This is a genomic window from Nautilia lithotrophica (genome assembly GCF_054656815.1).
The window spans coordinates 216,739-236,875 of the sequence record NZ_BAAHXN010000002.1 but is presented as its reverse complement, the minus strand read 5'-3'; the positions used below and the strand labels follow the sequence as shown (position 1 = coordinate 236,875).

The window sequence follows — 20,137 nt, the reverse complement described above, 5'->3', positions numbered from 1 at the left end:
ACCATTTGTTTATTTTCCACTTATCATTGCTGCTTTATACCCCCTTTTTCTTTCCAAAAAGCCTTATATGAATCCTGTCGCTGTAACAATAACCATTTTTCAGGCAAAATTCGAATACAAAAGGCGCGTTTTTTTCAAGCTCGGCTTTATCGGCCCCCAAAGGCATACAATAAACCGGAAGATCAATATTTTTCGTAATCTCTTTTATTTCATTGTTAAGGTCTTTGTTTATTACAAATTTAAAAAAACTTTTTTTTGCGTTACGGGCATATTTTTCAATAACCTTTTTTTTAACCCTTTTTTTATACTCTTCCCCGCTGTTTGAAAGTTTTACGCTCATTGCAAACACAACTTTCCTGTAAGCAGGATATTTTTCAAAATCAATATCTATCGTAGCATTCGTTTCAATCGTAACAAGCCCTTCAAACCATTCTATTAAGGAATGAAGTTCTTTATGAAAAAGAGTAGGTTCTCCCCCGGTAATTACGAGATGCGGTTTTTTATTCAGATATTTTGAAATTTCATTTTTTATTTCATCCACATTCATTAATTTCCATTCTTTTTTATACGCTTTATCAACTGCATAATAACTATCACAACCCTTTTCACCAAATCCCGGGCATTTTAGATTACATCCCCCTACTCTTACAAATACACTCGGATGACCGGCGTATTTTCCTTCGCCCTGAATTGAATAAAATATTTCACTTACGGGTATATGACCCATAAAATCTGACGATTTTTCGGGGACCCCTTCTATACACCCCATAAAATCTGATGATTTTTCGGGGACCCCTGATATTTTATTTATTTTATTCTCAATTCTCAATTCTAAATTCTCCATTATTTAACTGTCCACTTTTTGCTTACAAGGACTTTGTCGCCTTCCAAAATTCTACCTTCAAACTCATCCCCTCTTTCCACAACACCAACGCCTTTTGGTGTCCCGGTCATTACTATATCACCTGCATTCAATCCGAATATTCTCTCAATATCTTCAAACAGAAACTCGGGTTTATACATCATTAAACCGACATTTCCCTTTTGCACCACTCTTCCGTTTTTATATACCTCAAGCCCTAATTCGTCAATATTTTCAAATTCCACAAAATCACTGAATACAGCGGCACCCTTAAACGCTTTGGCCCTCTCCCATGGAAGTCCCTTTTTTTTAAGTTCACTCTGTATTTCACGGAGTGTAAAGTCAAATCCGAATCCTACTTTAAGTTTTTCACCTATTAAAAAACATATTTCACCCTCATAATGCATAGGCGAATATCCCGGAAGTTCTATTTCATCTCTTACACAACTTAAAGGCTTCATAAAATAAACAGGCTCACTCGGTATTTCGTTGTTAAGTTCTTTTACATGCTCTACATAATTTCTTCCCACACATACGATTTTATTCTTCATAATTTTCTCCATTTAATTTTACACTTTTCACTTTTCATTTTTAATTTCACAAAGTTTCGCATACCCTTTTCCAACCCTTGCCACGGGTTCGAATTCTCCCTCCATATACATTTTGCGAATTCTTAAAAAAAACGGAATTGTTGCCATTTCCTCATTTTCAAACGTTCCGTAAAGCTCACATAAAAACGCTCTTTTGCATCCTTTTACAATCGGGGGATAGTTTTCATCTATTCTTTCAAGTTCAATTCCGAATTTTTCCGCCTCATTCACTCCAAAAGGCAAAACCTCCCCGGTTTTATCCATTTTTTCGAACATTTCAACAGGCACGAGACAAACGCTGGCTTTCTCGGTTTCTTTTATATTTTTAAAAGTGTCTTTAGGCTCGTCGATAGTAGGCTTTTTTCTTCCTATGCTTACCATTAAAAGAGGCGGTTTGCTGGATATTCCAGTAAAATAGCTAAAAGGCGCCACGTTTATTTTGCCCTCATTCTCAGTTACAATCCATGCAACCGGTCTTGGAACAATGTTTCCGGCCATCAGTTTATATATCTCTTTACTCTCAACGCTGTTAAAATCAAGGATCATTACATTTCACCTTTTTTGTGAAATTATATTATAATTAACAAAAAAAGGCTTAATATGAAAAAGCTGCTTATCTTCTTAAGTGTATTTCTCTGGTCATATACAATCACCAATACCAAAACATACTCCAAAAAACTTGAACCGGATATGTTAAAAGCTAACCTTCAGGTTACAATAACACAGAAAAACCTCGATAATTTAATTGAAATATTAAACCAAAACGTTAAAACACTCAAAACCATGTGTCAAAAAACAACATACTCTTTCCAGCCGGTATATAAATATATAAACAAAAGCGAAATTTTTGACACATACAAAGCAAACATATATGCGACATGCTCTTTCAAAAACAAAGAAATAAAAAATTTCTCAAAATTAATAAACTCTCTCAAAAATTCAAAAGTAAGACTTACATCTTTAAACTATACGACTAACGAAAATGAAAAACAAACCGTTATCAAATCTCTTAAAACGAAAGCTTATAACGACATTTTAAAAGAAGCGGCCTTTTTTTCAAAAAAACTTAATAAAAAATGTTTTGCAACAAATATAAATATATATACGCCTTATGCTGCGCCTAAAAGAGTGTATATGACAAAATCGTTATCATCATTACCGCTTCCGAAAGACAATAAACAATTCACAATAAGAGCGGATTATAAAATAGAGTGTTACTGACCGAATATCGTTATTACGATATGTCTCGAAGAAGGATAGTCCCTGTGCTCATTAAGGTATATTCCCTGCCAGGTTCCAAGATTAAGTCGTCCGTTAGTGATAGGAATATTAAGACTGACCCCAAACATTGAAGATTTGAAGTGTGCGGGCATATCGTCCTTGCCTTCAAGTGAATGTTCGTAATTGTATCCGTCTGGAATTAAGTTGTTTGAAATATTTTCCATATCGATTCTTACATCGGGGGAGACGTTTTCATTTATTGTAAGAGATGCCGAAGTGTGCTTTAAAAAAAGATTCATCATACCAACATTAACATCACTTATATCTACTTCTCGTAAAATTTTATCCGTTATGACAAAAAAGCCCCTTTTTGGGGCTTTTATTATAATCTCTTTTTGTTTAAAAATCATCAAGGTTGAGGCTTCCTTTTGAGTAGTTAACCACGTTACCTTCGAAAAAGTTTGTTTTTTGCTCATTGAAACTTGAAAATCCGTCAAACCAGCTGATAGGATTTTTAAGCCCCGTTTCAGGGAATAACAGATCAAGTCCCATTGCCTGAGCCCTTTTGTTTGCAAGATACTGGGTAAATCTGTCGATCAGTTCTTTACTCATACCTAAAATTTCATCATTTGTAATATACCATCCCCAGTCTCTTTCAAGCTCATACGCCGCATAAAGCATATCTTTTATGTTTTTGATAACTTCCGGCGTAAATAGATCCGGAAATTCTTTTCTGATTTCTTTAAAGATATTTGCAAATAACAAAGTATGTGTCACCTCGTCCCTTTGGATAAATCTGATCATCTGCGCACTTCCGAGCATCTTTCCGGCACGGGCCAAAACATAAAACGCAGCAAATCCGTTATAAAAATAAACGCCTTCCAAACACTGGTTTGCTACTATCATATAAACTTTAGCTTCATCGTCTCCGTTTAGGGCTTTTGTTCCCCACTCTTCATATACGTTCCCGATAAATTCGTTTTTCTTTTTAAGGTTGTTATCAACCCTCCACATTTCGTAAATCTCATCCGTATTAAGAGAAATACTATCAACCATTACTGCATAGCTTTGGGAATGAAGAGCTTCTTCATACGCCTGTCTTACGATACACATATTAACTTCAGGTGCCGTAATCCAAGGGTTTACATGATCAGGCGTATTGTTTGTCTGGATAGAATCCATAAATATAAGCTGGCTTAACGCTTTGTCATACATTCTTTTTTCGGCAGGAAGAAGCTGTCTGTATTGTCTTGCGTCTTCTGTTAAATCCACTTCTCTTGGGAACCATGTGTTTGCAAGCATCATTTCCCACAGGTTATACGCCCAGGGATATGAAAGTTTATTTAAGTTGATTATCCCTTCGGTGCATCCGTTTATTATGGATGTGGTAGAACCTTTATGTAAAGGGCAGTCGTAATTGAAAAGTTTTTTTATTTGCATTTATTCTCCTTTTGAGGAATTGCTGAATTTTTTAATTTTCCATTATCCATTTTCAATTCTCCATTAATTACTGACATCCAAAGCACTCGATACTTCTGTCCATCACCTCTTCTTGAATTTCCGGAGACTGGCTTCTTAAATAATAAAATGATTTAAGCCCTAACTTCCATCCGAGCGTATAGATTTCATTGAGATATCTACCGCTTGCTTTATCGGTAGTTATGAATATGTTAAGGCTCTGTCCCTGGTCAACCCATTTCTGTCTGATTGCCGCTGCTTTTACAAGCACGGTCTGGTCAAGCTCATAAGCCGGCGTATAGAACATATATGTTTCAGCACTTAAGTTTGGAACCACTACTGGAATAAGCCCGCTTAAGTTTTCTTCATACCATTTTCTTTTGTAAACCGGCTCTATAGTCTGTGTTGTTCCTGTAAGAATGGAAATCGAGCTCGTAGGCGCTATCGCCATTAAATATCCGTTTCTCATACCTTTTTTAACTTCTTCCCTTAAACCTTCCCAGTCATACTGCATTGCACTGAAAAGGTCCCTTTCAACAAGTCTTTTGGCTTCTTCGTTTGCGCTGTCAATCGGAAGTATTCCCTTAGACCAGCGGCTTCCTTCAAATTCAGGGTATATCCCTTTTTCCTGTGCGAGCGCGGCACTTGTTTTAATAGCCCAGTAACTTATCCCTTCAAACACTTCGTCTATCAGTTTAAGGTGTTCATCACTTCCCCAGAAAATCTGCTTTTCGGCAAGCATCTGAGCTTCACCCATGGCACCGAGGCCTATGGCTCTGTTTTTAAGGTTTGTATCTTTCGTTTTTCTGACAGGATAATAGTTAAGGTCAATTACGTTATCAAGCATTCTTATAGCAATTGGCACAACTTCTTTAATTTTTTCAGGCGTGTTTACTTTGCTTAAGTTAACACTTGCGAGGTTACATACGGCCGTTTTACCTTCAACAGGCACTTTTTCTACGATATATACCTGCTTGCCGTTTATAGAATCGATTGATGTTATTTTTTTGGCTTTTTTTGTCAGTTTAACATCGCCGTGTTCCACCGTTACATCTTCTTCCTCTTCATACATATTGAAGCTTCCGTCTTCAAACGTAACTTTTACTTTGTAATGGTTAGGTTCTGTGTTTTGGAAAATTTCCGTGCATAAATTTGAACTTCTTATAATTCCCGCATGGTCGTTTTGGTTTCTTCTGTTGGCATTGTCTTTGAAACACAAAAAAGGATTTCCGGTTTCGTAATATTCAAGAAGTATTTTTTTCCAAAGTTCTTTTGCTTTTATTGTTTCTTTTGTAATGTTAGGGTCGTTTTCGTATTCAATATATCTTTTTTCAAACTCTTCCCCGTATAAATCGGTCAAATCCTTTACCTCATACGGGTCAAAAAGTGTCCATAAAGCATCTTCTTGAACTCTTTTCATAAATAGATCTGATATCCACAAAGCAGGGAAAAGGTCATGCGCCCTTCTTCTCTCTTCCCCAGAGTTTTTCTTTAGATCAAGAAAATCTAAAATATCCATATGCCAAGGCTCAAGATATACGGCAATCGCACCTTTACGAGTTCCCAGCTGATCCACGGCAATTGCAATGTCGTTTGTAATTTTAAGCCATGGGATAACTCCGCCTGCGGCGTTTTTGTGATTGTCTATAAAGCTTCCGAGTGCTCTTATTCTGCTTACATCCCATCCGATACCGCCGCCGAATTTACTTAAAAGCGCCATTTCTTTAAAGTCATCGAAAATTCCTTCGATATTGTCGTTCATACTTCCGACATAACAACTGCTTAGCTGATGTCTTGTGGTTCTGGCGTTACTAAGCGTAGGTGTTGCAACCATTACCTCAAACTTACTGATTACATCATAAAACTTCTTAGCCCAGTATCCCCTGATTGCTTTTGGGTCATTGGGAATATCTACTCTTTCCTCTTCAGGAATGGATTCGTAGTTTGTTTCATTCTGCGCCAAAAACATCGCAACGCCCATAAAAAGCTGCTGAGGAAGCTCTATTGGTTCGTTGTTTCTATCTTTTATAATATATCTGTCATAAAGCGTTTTGATACCAAGATATGTAAACTGAAGATCCCTCTCAGGTTTAATATATTCGTTTAAATCATCAAGGTCAAATTTTTCTTTAAGCCCAAGAAGTATTCTTCCGGCTTCTTCGCCTTTTTTAAAATAATCCCTTAAATGGTTATATCCCGTAAAGCCGGTTACCCTGTGATACAAATCATATAAAAAGAGCCTTGCGGCCACAAAATTCCAGTTTGGTCTGTCTATATCTATTTTGTCAACCGCCGTTTTTATAAGAGTGTCCTGAATTTCAGCAGTAGTAATCCCATCACGAAACTGAAGCTTGGCATCAAGTTCAAGCTCCGTATAATCCACCCCCTCTAAACCTTCACATGCCGCTTTTGTATATTTTCTGATTTTAGAAATATCAAGCGGCTCTCTTCGTCCGTTTCTTTTAATAACTGTAATCCCCGGATACATTATTCTCCTTTATTTAATGCACGAAATAAGTAATTGATTATTAGACTATAGTCTATGAAAATGAAAATTATTGTAATAATAACACAATAAATTTAAAGTTTAATAAAAGATAACTAAAAATAATAAAAGAAGAAATCAGGAAAAAAGTTTAATTAAGCCAACCCCTATAAGTGCGGCAATATACGCAAATACATTAGGATAAATCGTATAAAAAATCCTCCACTGCCACTGCGGAACTTCGGCCCAGAATGTCCCCATCGCCGCAAGACAAGGCGAATAAAACATAATAATTATAATCATAGCCACGGCAGCCGTAAACGTCATATTTTCCCTGATAATTTCCACCGTTTCTTTTGATGAATCGGTTTTGCCCCCGTATAACACGCTTAAAGTTGACACAACCACTTCTTTAGCGGCAAGTCCGGCTATAAGAGAAACATCTTCCTTCCAAGTAAGTCCAAGCGGTTTAAATACCGGCTCAATAAATTTACCCATATCCGCAAGGTATGAGTTTTGAAGTATTTCCCTGTTCATTTTTTCAATTAATTCTGTTTTTTGTGACGGATTTTGCGTTATTAAATGTTCATATTTTTTTTCAATATCCGCTCTTGGAAACGAACTCAACACCCATATAATAAGACTCGCCGTTGCAATAAACGTTCCGGCTTTTTTAAGATATAGCTTACTTTTAATCCATAAATCAAAAAGTATCCCTTTTAGCTTTGGAAACCTGTATTTTGGAAGTTCCATTACAAAAGGTTCAGGCTCACCCTTAAACAGCACACTTCTTAATATCTTAGCAACAATAAGTCCCGTAAGAGCTCCTCCTATATAAATCGCAAACAGCACATTACCCTGAATTTCGGGTCTGAAAAACGCACTTACAAGCAATACATAAACAGGCAGCCTCGCCCCGCAGCTCATAAAACCTATTACCAGCATAGTTATTAGTCTGTCTTTTGGGTTTTTAAGTGTTCTTGCCGCCATGTACGCAGGAACCGAACACCCAAACCCGGAAACAAGAGGTATGAAAGCTCTTCCCTGAAGACCGAATCTTTTTAAAACGCCGTCCATTATATACGCGGCTCTTGCCATATATCCGGTCTGTTCTAAAAGATTTATACCCAAAAACAGAATGAGGATATTCGGTAAAAACATAACAACAGCACCTACAGCCGGAATTACCCCGTTAACAATTGCGTCATTAATAATACCTTTAGGTAAAAAATGAGACAACCCTGCACCAAACGCACTAAATGCCCTGTCAATATATTCCATCGGTATTGCACCGAGGGAAAAGGTAGCTTGAAAAATAGCCCACATAATTAATAAAAACAATGGAAGTCCAAATACCGGATGTATTAAAATTTTATCCACTTTTTCGGTAAGGGTTTCTTTCTTAGCCTTTTTTGCAACCTGAGTGACTATACCTTTTGCAAGAGCAAGTCTCTCTTCAAAAAGCACCGTTTTGGTGTCATCTTCGTCAAATTCTGCTCTTAATCTTTCTTTTGCGCTTTTCAATGTGCCCATAATATCCACAAACCACGGCTTTTCATGAACGAATTTATACATATCTTCATCGTCTTCAAGCAGCCTTACCGCTACAAACCTTTTTGAGAAATTACAAGATTTTATTTTTCTTTTTAAATTTTCTATTTCTTCTTCAATTATTTCGCTGTAATAAACTTTTGGAACATTTTTGTTTTCATACGTTTTTATAACTTTTTCAAACAGCTCCTCAAGCCCGAAATTTTCTTTTGCGGATACGTTTTGTGCAAAGATGTTAGTAAGTTTACTGAATTTTTCAGTATCAATCTCCCCGCCTTCTCTTGCAAACTCATCATACATATTAAACGCCACAACCATTGGTCTTTGAAGATCACTAAGCTGCCAAGTAAGCGTTAAGTTTTTTTCAAGCTGGTTTGAATCAAGCACATTTAATATTATGTCATACTCTTCATTAAACAAAAACTTTTTAGTAACCTCTTCTTCAGGTGTGTAAGTATGCAAAGAATATGTCCCGGGCAGATCTATCAGTTTAAGTTTATATCCTTTTCTTACAAATTCAACTTCCTTTTTTTCAACGGTTACGCCGCTGAAATTTCCCACATGAAGCTGTGCCCCCGAAATTGAATTTATAAGATGGCTTTTACCGACATTCGGCTGTCCGACAAGCGCTATGACTATTTCTTTCATATCTCCTCCAAACTTTTCATTTTTAACTTTTCATTGTTCACTTTTATCAACTTCCACCTCAGCAGCTTCCTCATCTCTGAGAGCGACTTTGGTATTGCCTATTTCTATTTCAAATGTATTTTTTGCAAGTGTATGTTTTAAAACCTTGACCTTCTGTCCTTTTGCAATCCCGAATGCAAAAAGACGGCTTTTTAGCGGTTCTTTGGCATATACTTTTTTAACTGTTGCACTTTCTCCTATTTTTAATTCATTCAGCCTCATGCTTCACCTTTATAAAATATTGTTTTCCGTATAATATCAATTGTTTGATTTTTATTTCTTGATAAATATCAAAAATGTTATAATCACTTTAAAAAAGGATGATTATGACACTTTCCACACCTTTAAAATCAAATTCAATCAAAATTATGCTGCTTGGAAGCGGAGAACTCGGAAAAGAGGTTGCAATTGAAGCAAACAGGCTCGGATGTGAGGTTATAGCCGTTGACAGATATCCAAACGCCCCAGCAAGCTTAGTGGCACAAAAATCTTACGTAATAGATATGAAAAACAAAGACCAGGTGCTGGATATAATCAGACGTGAAAAACCGGATTTTGTCCTGCCCGAAATAGAAGCAATAAACATCGATGCGCTTTTTGAAGCGGAAAAAGAAGGAATACACGTAATTCCAAACGCAGAAGCCGTAAACAAAACAATGAACAGAAAAAACATAAGGGTGTTTGCGGCAGAAACACTAGGGCTTAAAACCTCGAAGTATGAATTCGTTTCAACCTACGAAGATTTAAAAGCCGCATGCGACAGACTCGGATACCCCGTAGTTGTAAAACCTATCATGAGTTCATCCGGACACGGGCAGAGTATCGTTAAAAGCCCGGAAGAAGTAATTACGGCATGGGAATTTGCCAAAAGCGACGCAAGGGGAAGTGCTGATGAGCTGATTGTGGAAGAATTTATTCATTTTGATTACGAAATAACTTTACTTACGGCTAAAAACGACAATGAAATAGTGTTTTGTCCACCAATAGGACATATTCAAAGCGGCGGGGATTATATATTTTCATGGCAGGAAATGGAAATGAGCGAAACGGCTCTGAACAGGGCAAAAGATATTGCAAGAAAAATTGTAGAGGGACTTGGGGGAAGAGGAATATTCGGGGTTGAAATGTTTGTAAAAGGCGATGAGGTTTATTTCTCAGAAGTCAGTCCTCGTCCTCACGACACCGGACTTGTTACACTTATAACCCAGTCACAAAGCGAATTTGCCCTTCATATAAGAGCGGTGCTTAATCTGCCGCTTGGATTTGAATTTTTAACACCGGGAGCCAGTGCCGCGTTTAAAGCGGACAAAGACTCTTACATTCCTCGGTTCGAAATTGACCCTGCCGTGTTTAGGGTTAATTCAAGATTTATAATATTCGGAAAGCCGGAAAGTCATCCCGGAAGAAGAATGGGAGTGCTGTTGGTCAGTGACAAAGAGGCAAAAGAAGCCCTAAAACAAGCAGAACTATTAATTCAAAAAATTAAAATTTTATAAATCTCTTCCCCTATTTTTTCACTATCTTCATCCGTTATATAATCTTCCGAAAAAAAATGGACAAACACCTTTTTTACAATTAAAATAATTTCATGTTTAGAGAGTTTTTTATTATAAGTTTTACGAGCTATGGCATATGATTCGTTATTATATTCATTTTCACTTAAATAGCCTATTTTAACCGGATCTACATAATCTACAATCTGTTTAACTTTATGAAAATATTCTTCAAAAGCTTTATCATATTGCATTGTTTGCCCTTTTTTGTATAAAATTTAATCACTATTCGTTTATTTTTAAGACAATTTGTTTAATACAATTACACTATATCAAAAAAAGGAGCGCATATGAAAAAAATAGAAGCTATTATCAAGCCTTTTAAACTTGATGATGTCAAAGAAGCCCTGCTTGAAATCGGAATTCACGGAATGACGATCAGCGAAGTTAAGGGACACGGAAGACAGCAAGGACACGCTGAACTTTACAGAGGTGCGGAATATATAGTGGATTTCTTACCGAAAGTTAAAATTGAGCTTGTAGTGGCTGACGAAGACGTTGAAAAAGTTATCGAAACAATAAGCGAATCTGCAAGAACAGGGAAAATTGGTGATGGTAAAATATTTGTTATGCCTGTGGAAAAAGTAATCAGAATCAGAACCGGAGAGGAAGACGAAGAAGCGATATAGTAAGTAGTTAAGTAATAAGTAGTGAAGTTGAGAAGTAGTTAAATAGATAAGAAAAATTAAAAGGAGAAAATATGGACTTTGCATGGGTAATTGATACCTTTTTTGCGTTGTTCGCCTTTACGCTCATTATTCTTATGGTCCCTGGCTTTGCGATGCTTGAAGCGGGACTCGTAAGAACAAAAAACGTAACGGCTGTATTAACCGTTAATACAATGATCTATATCGTGGCAAGCCTTGTATTTTTCCTTTGGGGATATACACTGGCTTTTGGCGGATGGGACGGAAGCAGTATGAGTATGTATGCCGCGTTTCTTTTCCAGATGGCATTCGTTGGAAAAACCGTAAACATTATGAGCGGCGGTGTTAGTGAAAGAACAAGAATTGTTCCTCTTGCAATATTTACTATTTTTATGGCGGGACTTATTTATCCGCTTGTGGTAAACTGGACATGGGGTGCCAATATGCTTGGCGGCTCAATACTTGATATTTCAAGTATGCATGATTTAGCAGGTTCTACAGTTATCCATTCAACAGGTGCATGGGCGCTTCTTGCGGCTATTTTAATTATAGGGCCTAGAAAAGGAAGATACTCTAAAGATGGAAAAGTAAGAGTAATTCCTGCAAGTAATATTCCTTTGGTGGTTCTTGGCGCCCTGCTTTTATGGATTGGATGGTTTGGATTTAACGGCGGAAGCGTAGGAAGCATATCAAGCAAAGAAAATGCCGACACGGTTGCGCTTGTTGTAATGAATACAAACAATGCGGGCCTTATAGGCGGACTTGTTGTAATGATTTTAGGATATCTTAAATATAGAAAATTTGATATTACTATGATTTTAAACGGAGCGCTTGGAGGACTTGTGGCAATTACGGCAGGTGCCGACGTTGTTAGCCCTTATGCAGCGCTTATTATCGGTGCAATAGGTGGTGCACTCGTATTTTATGCCGTTCCTTTCTTTGACAGATTAAAAATTGACGATCCTGTAGGTGCGCTTTCTGTTCACCTAATTAACGGAATTTGGGGAACTATTGCTACAGGTATCTGGGGAAGCGGTGTTAGTTTAATAGCCCAGATTAAAGGTGTTGTGGTTGTTGGCGTATTTGCCTTTGTAATATCTTATATTGTAATTTTTGCTATAAACAAATTAACTAAATTCAGAACAGACGAAGACAACGAAGTTGAAGGACTTGATGTAAGCGAATGCGGGATTGAAAGCTATCCTGAATTTAAAAGGGCTATTTAATTAAGCCCTTTCTCTTTTAAATATCTTCTTGTTTTTTAATCATATCCATAATCTCAATCGGTGTCAGTCCGTTAGGAAATGCAATTTCTCTTAACGTTTTTTTAGGATCGGCTTTTATGCCTTTATTTTTCAGTATTTTAAGACATTTATCAATTTTGATCCCTTCTTTTTTACATACATCCTCAAGTCTCATTTTTCCATATCCACTGCCAGGCATAACTGCAACTGCTTTAGCGTTTTTTATGATTTCATAAATATCAGCAGGCGTTGTATTGTTATTTTTTGCTATTGTTTTAAGAGTATCATTTATACTAAATTTAAAATTTTTAGATTTTAATTTTTTAACTGCCCCATTAAGGTTTATATTTAATCTTTCACAAAACTCTTTCAACGTCATTAATTCTGCGTGTGAAATCGGAACGGATTTTTTATTAACTTCCCATGAATCTTTTATCATTTCTTCCAAATCACTGACACTTTTAAACGGCTGAACGTTTGCAATGGTTCCCGCGGTAATAACTGATGTTATCAAAAGCGCGAAAACCGATTCTTTTTGCAGTAGGTATTTTTTCATAACTTTCCAGTTTATTAAAATATGCCAAACAGCCACCACAACCATTAAAAATCCGAAAATCACATGGATATTATCCCATCCGTCCTTATCCACACCCAAAAATTTCCATCCCGTAAAATACGCAACACGCCCGTGCGGCATAATATATAATATTATACCGCTTATAATAATCATTAGCGTTGCATAAAAAAGCAGAAGATCTATCCATTTTCTTTTCAATTTTTACACCTTTTAAATCTGTTTTGAAGTTTAAACCCGCTTGTTTTGTCTTCAATTTCACATGTAACAAAGCTGTAAATACCTTTGTAACCTTTAATATTCACAATATCCCCCGCCTTTATATTTAATGTTTTATACAAAAAGTCAGTTGTTACGGCCACTTTTACAATTCCGTTAGCGGTTTTTATATCAATCATCCACCAATTTATTTTTTTGTTTACAATTCCTGGAAGTTTATAAATTTTAATCACTTCTCCCTCTATTTCATTAGAAACATTTTTTAAATTAGCCATTCCCATTTCATGTTTTTTAGCAAGTATTTCATTAAATTCTTGAACGCTTATATACTGAGGGGTATAATCACTTCCGTATCTTCTGAGAATTCCCACAAATGCCCTCATATGGTTACGGCTTCCTTTTTCAAGGTTTTGATATACAAGAGTTATATCTTTATTGTCCGTATTTTCTATAGCCTTTTGCAGATCATAAATATCCACATCTTCTATTGTCGCTCCTACTTTTAACGCATCTATCAAAGATTTATATCCTTTTGCAACTAAAGTATTGTATAGTTTTTGAAGTTTTTTATTTTTAAATACCCCGACTTGATTACCGCTCTGATCCACTGGATCAGGTAAATTGTATTTATCAAGCAAAACTTTTATCATATGCATATGCCAACTCTCACTTCGTGCAATATTTTTAAACACAGGCAAATCCCATTTTTTGTATAAAGTTAAATACACATCCCTTGCAAGTTTCTCCTCTTCTCTCATATGTAACAAATCTTTTTTTTCTCTTACGCTTAATGTTGATTTTGGAATATTAATCACCATATCTTCTATTGGTGACAGATTATTCAACGCAAACACCTGAATACCCATGCCAATAACAAATATCGGAATTATCAATTTTTTCATTTCATCCTCCTTAAAAGTTTTAGAAATTATAAACATTAGAAGTAAACTGAATATAAACTCAGAAATAAAGTTCAGATTTTGAAAATAAGACTAGTTAAATTTAACGATAGTTTTTACAAAGCCTTTATCATTGTAGATGGTAAACTCAAACCCGTAGTAATCGCAGATTTTTTTAACAATGTATAATCCAAGACCAAACCCGCCTTCATTTTGGTCTTCTCTGTAAAATTTTTTAGTTATTTTATTTAAATTTTTTATTTCACCTATATTTGAAATAGATAGTTCTTTATTTTGCAAAGATATATAAATTTTTTCATTTTGAGGGGAATATTTAATTGCGTTTGAGAGCAGATTGTCAACCAGTCTTATCATATCTTCCCTGTCAGCCGTTACAAAAACATCTTCACAATCTCTGTTTATTTCTATATTTTTATTTTCTATAATGGTTTGAAAAATTTCTATTCTTTTTTTCAATAAATCTTTTAAATTTATATCTGTTAACTCTTTTTTCTGTTTATGATTAAGCCTCACAAAAGCAAGGTCTTTAAAAATCTTTTCAAGCCTTTTTGCAGAAAATTCAATTCTTTGAAGCTCTTTTGATTCTATGTTTTTCATTTTAAGCATCTCGATATTGGTTAATACCACACTTATAGGCGTGTTCATTTCATGTGTAGCATCACGAATAAAATCTTCAAGCATTTCTATACTGCTTTTGAGGGGTTTTAAAAAAATTTTTCCAAGAATTACAGCCGTTAATACGATTATAATAAAAACAAATAAATTAAACACTAATAATTGCTTTTTTAATTCGAATATTTTTGACTTATCAATCGGTTTACTTACAACTATATCCACTTTTCCCCAAGGCTTTGGCAATGTATATAAATAATAAATGTTCTTATTATCAACCCAGAATTCTTTGTTCCAAAACACCTTCACAGGCTTAAAATTTCCAAACATATACTTGCCATCTTTATATATTACAATTTTTATATCTTTTTCTTTTCCTATTTCATAATTTTGAGAAAACCTCAAACTTCTTAACATTCCTCTGTTTTCTGCCAAAAAAAGTTTTAATTCATTACTTAAAGAGGCAACCTGAGAATCGATTTCTGCATGAACTTTTGATTTGTAATAAAACCACTCCCCTATTCCAACAAGTAATAAAGTTGATATTATATAAATAAATAAAAATCTTCTTAAACTTTTCTTTTCAGCCAACAAATCTATATCCTACATCTTTAATGGTTTCGATTTTTTGATTTCCGAGTATGTTTCTTAAAGTTTTTACAAATGTTCTTAATGAAGCCTCATTAGGCGTTTCATCATAATCGTATATCTCACTGAAAATTTTGTCTTTACTTAAAATTTCACCTCTGTGTTTTATGAAAAGGTTTAAAAGTTTTGCAACTTTTGTCTTTAAATGAACAGGCTTTGAATTTTTTAAAAGTTCTAAATTTTTGACATCAAATGTAAACCCATCACCCAACTCAACCATTTCACTATTTCCATACAACCTTCGTAAAATTGCGTCAATCCTGAACTTCAACTCTTTAAGTGAAAAAGGTTTTCTTATGTAATCGTCCCCGCCGCTTAAAAACCCTTTTTCGACATCTTTCTCACTATCAAGGGAAGTAATGAAAATAATCGGCACATCATTAAATTTTCTTATTTCTCTTGCCACGTCAAATCCGTTTTTATTGGGAAGTTTGACATCCAAAAGAATTAAATCAAAATTTTTTTCATAAGCTTTATTGACGGCACTTTCACCATCATATACGCTCACGTTTTCAAAGTCATTCAGATCCAAAAACTCTTTAATTGTTTCATTTAAAGAAACGTCATCTTCCACTATTAATATTTTTCTTTTCATTTCAGCCTTTTTGTTTTATATTATCTTACAAAATTAAACCAAATCTAAACTAAAATTCTTCAAGCAGATCTTTATTTAAATATTTTTTATTTTTTGCATAAAAATATGTGTAGGCTTTTATTGTTTTGCCGTTAAATTTTACATTAATGAGTTTACGCTTATAATAATGAGGAACTTCTTCTAACCTATCAAGTCTTTTTAAAAGATTATAGTCAATTTCATAAATTTCACCTTTTACAAAAAAACCTTTTCCGGGGCAATTTAAAAGATAAGGATACCACCCCGATTTGCTAATTATTAAAGGATAGCGTTTAGCGGTTTTGGCATATCCCAAAAACTTGGCGTTTTTGAGATAAAAATGCAGATTTTTGTTTGTTTTCAGACTTCCGTAAACAAATATTTTCATTTACACTGATAATAAATTATCATTTTTTGTGACGGAATGCTAATACCGATTTGTGACGATTTAGGATCGGTGAGTATGAATAAATCAGATGATTTGGTTTTATAAAGAGATACTTTATTGTCAATCAATTTCACAAAATCAAGCGTATCGTTTTTATCATCCACATAAATTACAAGCTGTTTTTCCTGCGGTTTTATTTTTACGCTGTATAGAGCTTTAAGTGTTTTTTTTAATTGTTCATTTGTTTTTACGTTATTAGGTATATTGTAAGTTTGGTTGTTTTCTTTAAAACTAAGCCCCAATGTATCGCATGTGTATGTCTGGTTTAAATTAAAAGCAAACGCAAACGCCGCAATCATTCCAATAGATAAAATTTTTTTCATTTTTTTCCTTTAAATAAATTTTCTTATTTCTCTCAATGCTTCAAGTGCGCCTTTTTTTATCTGAATATCGGCACCATCTGCTTCAAGCGGGTTTATTCTGATAAGAGTCGAATCAAAATTTCTTCTGATTTTCTCGCTCATCATTCTTACGGTCGGCACCGCTTTACCGGCACCGATTTCAATTATAACAAGTTTATCGTTAATTTGTGAAAGCCAATACTCAAATCTCGCAAGCTGAAGATTCACTCTTTTATCCACAAACCTAAGATCACTGAACATCAAAATATTGGGTCTTGCTATTGTTTTGCAGTTTTTACAAAGCGGGAAATTCATAGCTTCAAATTTTTCTTCGTCTATTTCTATTGTTTCGTTGTTTTCCCAGATACTTTCACTGCATGGTTCACTGCACTGCAGATAATGAATGCTTCCGTGGATTTCAACAACTTTCAATTCACTAAATCCCGCTTTTTGAAAATGCCCGTCCACGTTTGAGGTAAATACGAATTTATTATGAGGCATATTAAGAAGTATGTTAAATCCTTCATGTGGCGTAGTGTTTCTGTACATATTGAGCCTGTGCCCGTAAAACGCCCATGCCAATTTCGGATTTATATCAAACCATCTCGGATTTGCCAAAGCCTGAAAATTAAGCCCAAGTTTTTCGGCCACGGGATACGCCTTCCAAAATCCTTCATTACCCCTGAAATCAGGCAGTCCGCTGTCAACCCCCATCCCGGCGCCTGCGGCTATTAGAAGATATTTTGCTTCTTTTATTGCTCTTGCGGCTTTTTTAATTTCTTCCATTCCCCTCCTTTGATTAAATTATTAAAGGTTTTTAAAGTTAAAAACTTTTCATCATTTTACATTGTCCATTTGCCATCAACATTATCCTCCCGTTTCCCAAAACGCTCTTGTTGAAACCTCATCTTCCTGCCAGTCGTTTTTTTCCGGTTTATTAGCAACAACCTCTCTTAAAATTTCGGCGGCTTTTTGAATATTCCCTTCTCTTAACGCTTCTTTTATATTATAACTTTCCGTAAAGAAAAGACATGGGATCAGATAACCCTCAGCAGTTAAACGGATTCTGTTACAGCTTTTGCAAAAGTCTTCGTTATGAGGTTCGATTATACCGAATATATACCCGTCTTCCATTTCAAAATACCTGCTGGCGCTGTTGTCTTTTGGAAGTTCTTTAAAATTGTATTTTTCTTTTATCTTATCGAGTATAACTTTTGAATCCACACGTTTTATTCCCGGATAAGCTCTTTCGTTTTCCATAAATTCTATAAACCTTATCGTTACACCCTTGGATTTTGCAAAATCCAAAAGATCCACTATTTCTTCATCATTAATACCCTGCATAACCACCGTGTTGAGTTTTACTTTTAAACCGACTTTAAGAGCTTCATCAAGACCTTCCAAAACTTTTTCAAGCATGTCTTTTTGCGCAATTTTTGCCGCCGTTTTAGGTTTTAGGGAATCAAGAGACATATTTACCCTCTTAAGTCCCGCGTCTTTAAGCTTTTTGGCATATTCTTTAAGATAATATCCGTTGGTTGTAAGCGCAAGATCCAGTTCCGGCTTGTAATCGTGCAGCATTTTAACAAACACATCCAAATCTTTCCTTAAAAGCGGCTCACCGCCTGTAAGGCGGATTTTGTTTATTCCTTCGTCAATCGCAAGACGCAAAAATTCAAACATCTCTTCATACCGCAGGATATTTTCATGAGGTTCCCATTCAAACGGGGTATTTGGCATACAGTAAAGACATCTGAAATTACACCTGCTCGTTACAGACACCCTTATATAATCTATTTTTCTATCAAACTTGTCGATTAACATTTTAAACCTTTAATGTTATAATAAAATAACTTTTTGGTTATATATACTTAAATATAACGCTTTAAAAATTGTAGCACAAAAAAGGAAAAAAAGATGTCTTTTTATAAAAATTTGGAAAAAATAATTCAGTGCAGCGATATAAATCAAAAATTTGAAATGTTTTATGAATTGTGGGATAAAAGAGATAATTTAGACTTTAAATCGGATGAAAAACCTAAAATTTTCGAAAATCCGAGCTACTCGGATTTCTGTGAAATAGTCCATCCTGCTCGCGTTCCAAGACGAAGAGGATTTGAAACACCGGAAAAAAAAGCCGTTTTACTGCATGCAATAGTTCATATTGAATACAGCGCAATTGACCTGGCATTGGATGCATGTTACAGATTCAGAAATTTACCTGAAGAATACTATTACGATTGGCTTGAAGTTGCGGAAGATGAAATAAGACATTATAAAATGATTAATTCCCTTCTTGAAAAAACAGGCTATAAATACGGAGATTTTCCCGTTCACAATTCTCTTTTTGAAGCGAGTCAAAAAACCCAGGATCTGTTAAGCCGTATGGCGATAATACCGAGATGGTATGAAGCGGGCGGACTTGACGCAAATGAAAAAATAATAAACAGGCTCTCAAAAACAAACGATCCGTTTGCACAGGAGGTAATCGACGCGCTTCTCATTATTTTAAAAGAAGAAATCCCGCACGTTCAAAAAGGCGATAAATGGTTTAAATGGGAATGTCAAAGACAGGGTCTTGAGCCGATTGAAACATATTTTAAAATAGTGGATAATTTCTTCAAAGACTGGAAGAAAAAAGATTTAAACGTAGCCGCCAGATTGAAAGCCGGCTTTACGTGCAAAGAGCTTAAAATTTTAAATGAAAAAATAGAGTGTTAATTTTTATTTTTTATAAAAAAACAAACCTTATTTCCCTTTTTATTATAAAATAAACCATCAGATAATTTTCTAGAAATAAAAATACCTCTACCACTATATTTTTTTATATTAATTGAATAAATGTCGAATCCATTACCTTCGTCACAAATCTTAGTTATAAAATAATTACCCACTCTATAAAAAAATATTTTTATTAATTTTTTGCAATATTGTTCTTTTTCGTTTAAAAAATTTTCATATTTGTTTTCTAAAATCATTTTATCTTTATTTTTCAAACCTAAATTCCCATGTTCATAAGCATTCATAAGTAATTCATTAAATATTAATAATGCTTTTAAATCAACATTATATTTATTTAAAATCTTTTCATACCAATTAATAGTTGTTTTTATATCTGACTTTTTAGTTTTAATAATTTTTTTTTCTAATAACATGTAAGCTCTTATAAAAATCAAATCATTGAAATTTTAAATATATCCAATAAATTCAAATCTTCAAACACTTCTTTTAACTCATTTTTACCTATTTTTATTGATATATCTATCCCATCTTTTTCTTTTAATTTATATAGTAATCCTACAAGTGAAGAAGTTATATAAATTGAATCTATAATTTCTATTATTAAACTTTTTTCTTTTTTTAAAACTGACTCTATGGATTTTTTTATTATTTCAAAATCTTCTATGCTAGTAATATTTCCAACTATTTTTATATTATTTGTTTTAATCTTGATATTAACCATT

At 34.5% G+C, this 20,137-nt stretch carries 24 protein-coding genes; 5 read left to right on the top strand and 19 right to left on the bottom strand.

From position 1 onward, the window contains the following. Positions 1-34: 34 nt before the first annotated feature. From ACYQ19_RS05745 to ACYQ19_RS05735, 3 genes are read right to left on the bottom strand one after another with little or no spacing between them, the layout of a single operon-like run. Entirely contained in the window at positions 35-844 is an 810-nt protein-coding gene (locus ACYQ19_RS05745; RefSeq protein ID WP_459978479.1) for a 7-carboxy-7-deazaguanine synthase QueE, read from the bottom strand. After that, positions 844-1,413, bottom strand: a complete 570-nt coding sequence (locus tag ACYQ19_RS05740) for a fumarylacetoacetate hydrolase family protein (protein WP_459978478.1) — start codon at positions 1,411-1,413, stop codon at positions 844-846. Before ACYQ19_RS05740 ends, ACYQ19_RS05745 begins: the two co-directional genes overlap by 1 nt. A 27-nt stretch (positions 1,414-1,440) precedes the next feature. Further along, positions 1,441-1,998, bottom strand: a complete 558-nt coding sequence (locus ACYQ19_RS05735) for a flavin reductase family protein (RefSeq protein ID WP_459978477.1) — start codon at positions 1,996-1,998, stop codon at positions 1,441-1,443. A 54-nt stretch (positions 1,999-2,052) separates the two neighbouring features. Between ACYQ19_RS05735 and ACYQ19_RS05730 the strand changes: the two genes are divergently transcribed. Next, the gene (locus ACYQ19_RS05730) at positions 2,053-2,673 is read left to right on the top strand and encodes an SIMPL domain-containing protein (RefSeq protein WP_459978476.1); all 621 of its coding nucleotides are present in this window, start codon (positions 2,053-2,055) and stop codon (positions 2,671-2,673) included. Here ACYQ19_RS05730 and ACYQ19_RS05725 read toward each other — a convergent pair. The 5 genes from ACYQ19_RS05725 to ACYQ19_RS05705 form a co-directional block, all read right to left on the bottom strand. Continuing rightward, complete coding sequence (locus ACYQ19_RS05725) at positions 2,667-3,083, bottom strand: secondary thiamine-phosphate synthase enzyme YjbQ (protein WP_459978475.1); 417 nt, start codon at positions 3,081-3,083, stop codon at positions 2,667-2,669. The genes ACYQ19_RS05730 and ACYQ19_RS05725 overlap by 7 nt on opposite strands. Further along, a complete protein-coding gene (locus ACYQ19_RS05720) occupies positions 3,073-4,113 on the bottom strand; it encodes a ribonucleotide-diphosphate reductase subunit beta (protein WP_459978474.1) in 1,041 nt (346 codons plus the stop codon). Before ACYQ19_RS05720 ends, ACYQ19_RS05725 begins: the two co-directional genes overlap by 11 nt. 67 nt (positions 4,114-4,180) lie before the next feature. Beyond that, the gene (locus ACYQ19_RS05715) at positions 4,181-6,607 is read right to left on the bottom strand and encodes a ribonucleoside-diphosphate reductase subunit alpha (RefSeq protein WP_459978802.1); all 2,427 of its coding nucleotides are present in this window, start codon (positions 6,605-6,607) and stop codon (positions 4,181-4,183) included. A gap of 147 nt (positions 6,608-6,754) precedes the next feature. Beyond that, the gene (feoB, locus tag ACYQ19_RS05710; protein ID WP_459978473.1) at positions 6,755-8,815 is read right to left on the bottom strand and encodes a ferrous iron transport protein B; all 2,061 of its coding nucleotides are present in this window, start codon (positions 8,813-8,815) and stop codon (positions 6,755-6,757) included. A gap of 30 nt (positions 8,816-8,845) precedes the next feature. Beyond that, entirely contained in the window at positions 8,846-9,076 is a 231-nt protein-coding gene (locus tag ACYQ19_RS05705) for a FeoA family protein (protein ID WP_459978472.1), read from the bottom strand. Between the two features lie 104 nt (positions 9,077-9,180). Between ACYQ19_RS05705 and purT the strand changes: the two genes are divergently transcribed. Beyond that, on the top strand, positions 9,181-10,350 hold the full coding sequence (gene purT / locus ACYQ19_RS05700; protein WP_459978471.1) for a formate-dependent phosphoribosylglycinamide formyltransferase: 1,170 nt from the start codon (positions 9,181-9,183) through the stop codon (positions 10,348-10,350). On the opposite strand, the gene ACYQ19_RS05695 is transcribed toward purT, so the two are convergent. Then, entirely contained in the window at positions 10,329-10,601 is a 273-nt protein-coding gene (locus tag ACYQ19_RS05695) for a hypothetical protein (protein ID WP_459978470.1), read from the bottom strand. The two genes, purT and ACYQ19_RS05695, sit on opposite strands and share 22 nt — an antisense overlap. A gap of 96 nt (positions 10,602-10,697) precedes the next feature. Between ACYQ19_RS05695 and ACYQ19_RS05690 the strand changes: the two genes are divergently transcribed. Both ACYQ19_RS05690 and ACYQ19_RS05685 read left to right on the top strand, forming a co-directional pair. Continuing rightward, the gene (locus ACYQ19_RS05690) at positions 10,698-11,036 is read left to right on the top strand and encodes a P-II family nitrogen regulator (protein ID WP_459978469.1); all 339 of its coding nucleotides are present in this window, start codon (positions 10,698-10,700) and stop codon (positions 11,034-11,036) included. Between the two features lie 71 nt (positions 11,037-11,107). After that, complete coding sequence (locus tag ACYQ19_RS05685; protein WP_459978468.1) at positions 11,108-12,280, top strand: ammonium transporter; 1,173 nt, start codon at positions 11,108-11,110, stop codon at positions 12,278-12,280. Positions 12,281-12,296: 16 nt separating this feature from the next. Here the strand turns inward: ACYQ19_RS05685 and ACYQ19_RS05680 are convergent, their stop codons facing one another. The 8 genes from ACYQ19_RS05680 to moaA all read right to left on the bottom strand — a co-directional run bounded on the left by ACYQ19_RS05680 (position 12,297) and on the right by moaA (position 18,497). Further along, positions 12,297-13,073, bottom strand: a complete 777-nt coding sequence (locus tag ACYQ19_RS05680) for a DUF4405 domain-containing protein (RefSeq protein ID WP_459978467.1) — start codon at positions 13,071-13,073, stop codon at positions 12,297-12,299. Then, positions 13,070-13,993, bottom strand: coding sequence for a DUF2202 domain-containing protein (locus tag ACYQ19_RS05675; RefSeq protein WP_459978466.1), 924 nt, complete (start codon positions 13,991-13,993; stop codon positions 13,070-13,072). Before ACYQ19_RS05675 ends, ACYQ19_RS05680 begins: the two co-directional genes overlap by 4 nt. Before the next feature lie 90 nt (positions 13,994-14,083). Next, positions 14,084-15,214, bottom strand: a complete 1,131-nt coding sequence (locus ACYQ19_RS05670) for a sensor histidine kinase (protein ID WP_459978465.1) — start codon at positions 15,212-15,214, stop codon at positions 14,084-14,086. Continuing rightward, positions 15,207-15,866 carry a response regulator transcription factor gene (locus ACYQ19_RS05665; RefSeq protein WP_459978464.1) on the bottom strand — a complete coding sequence of 220 codons (660 nt, stop codon included), beginning with the start codon at positions 15,864-15,866 and terminating at the stop codon, positions 15,207-15,209. Before ACYQ19_RS05665 ends, ACYQ19_RS05670 begins: the two co-directional genes overlap by 8 nt. Before the next feature lie 49 nt (positions 15,867-15,915). Then, positions 15,916-16,272, bottom strand: a complete 357-nt coding sequence (locus tag ACYQ19_RS05660) for a gamma-glutamylcyclotransferase family protein (protein WP_459978463.1) — start codon at positions 16,270-16,272, stop codon at positions 15,916-15,918. Beyond that, complete coding sequence (locus tag ACYQ19_RS05655) at positions 16,269-16,655, bottom strand: hypothetical protein (RefSeq protein ID WP_459978462.1); 387 nt, start codon at positions 16,653-16,655, stop codon at positions 16,269-16,271. The genes ACYQ19_RS05660 and ACYQ19_RS05655 overlap by 4 nt, the downstream gene beginning before the upstream one ends. A gap of 9 nt (positions 16,656-16,664) precedes the next feature. Beyond that, positions 16,665-17,459 carry an SIR2 family NAD-dependent protein deacylase gene (locus ACYQ19_RS05650; RefSeq protein WP_459978461.1) on the bottom strand — a complete coding sequence of 265 codons (795 nt, stop codon included), beginning with the start codon at positions 17,457-17,459 and terminating at the stop codon, positions 16,665-16,667. A gap of 81 nt (positions 17,460-17,540) precedes the next feature. After that, positions 17,541-18,497 (bottom strand): GTP 3',8-cyclase MoaA, encoded by a 957-nt coding sequence (gene moaA, locus ACYQ19_RS05645; protein WP_459978460.1) that lies wholly within the window; start codon positions 18,495-18,497, stop codon positions 17,541-17,543. A gap of 93 nt (positions 18,498-18,590) precedes the next feature. Here moaA and ACYQ19_RS05640 point away from each other — a divergent pair, with 93 nt between their 5' ends. After that, positions 18,591-19,394, top strand: coding sequence for a ferritin-like domain-containing protein (locus tag ACYQ19_RS05640; RefSeq protein WP_459978459.1), 804 nt, complete (start codon positions 18,591-18,593; stop codon positions 19,392-19,394). On the opposite strand, the gene ACYQ19_RS05635 is transcribed toward ACYQ19_RS05640, so the two are convergent. After that, positions 19,391-19,828: an ATP-binding protein gene (locus ACYQ19_RS05635; RefSeq protein ID WP_459978458.1), complete on the bottom strand. Its 438-nt coding sequence runs from the start codon at positions 19,826-19,828 to the stop codon at positions 19,391-19,393. The two genes, ACYQ19_RS05640 and ACYQ19_RS05635, sit on opposite strands and share 4 nt — an antisense overlap. A 17-nt stretch (positions 19,829-19,845) precedes the next feature. Further along, positions 19,846-20,136 (bottom strand): hypothetical protein, encoded by a 291-nt coding sequence (locus ACYQ19_RS05630; protein WP_459978457.1) that lies wholly within the window; start codon positions 20,134-20,136, stop codon positions 19,846-19,848. Between the last annotated feature and the right edge of the window lies 1 nt (position 20,137).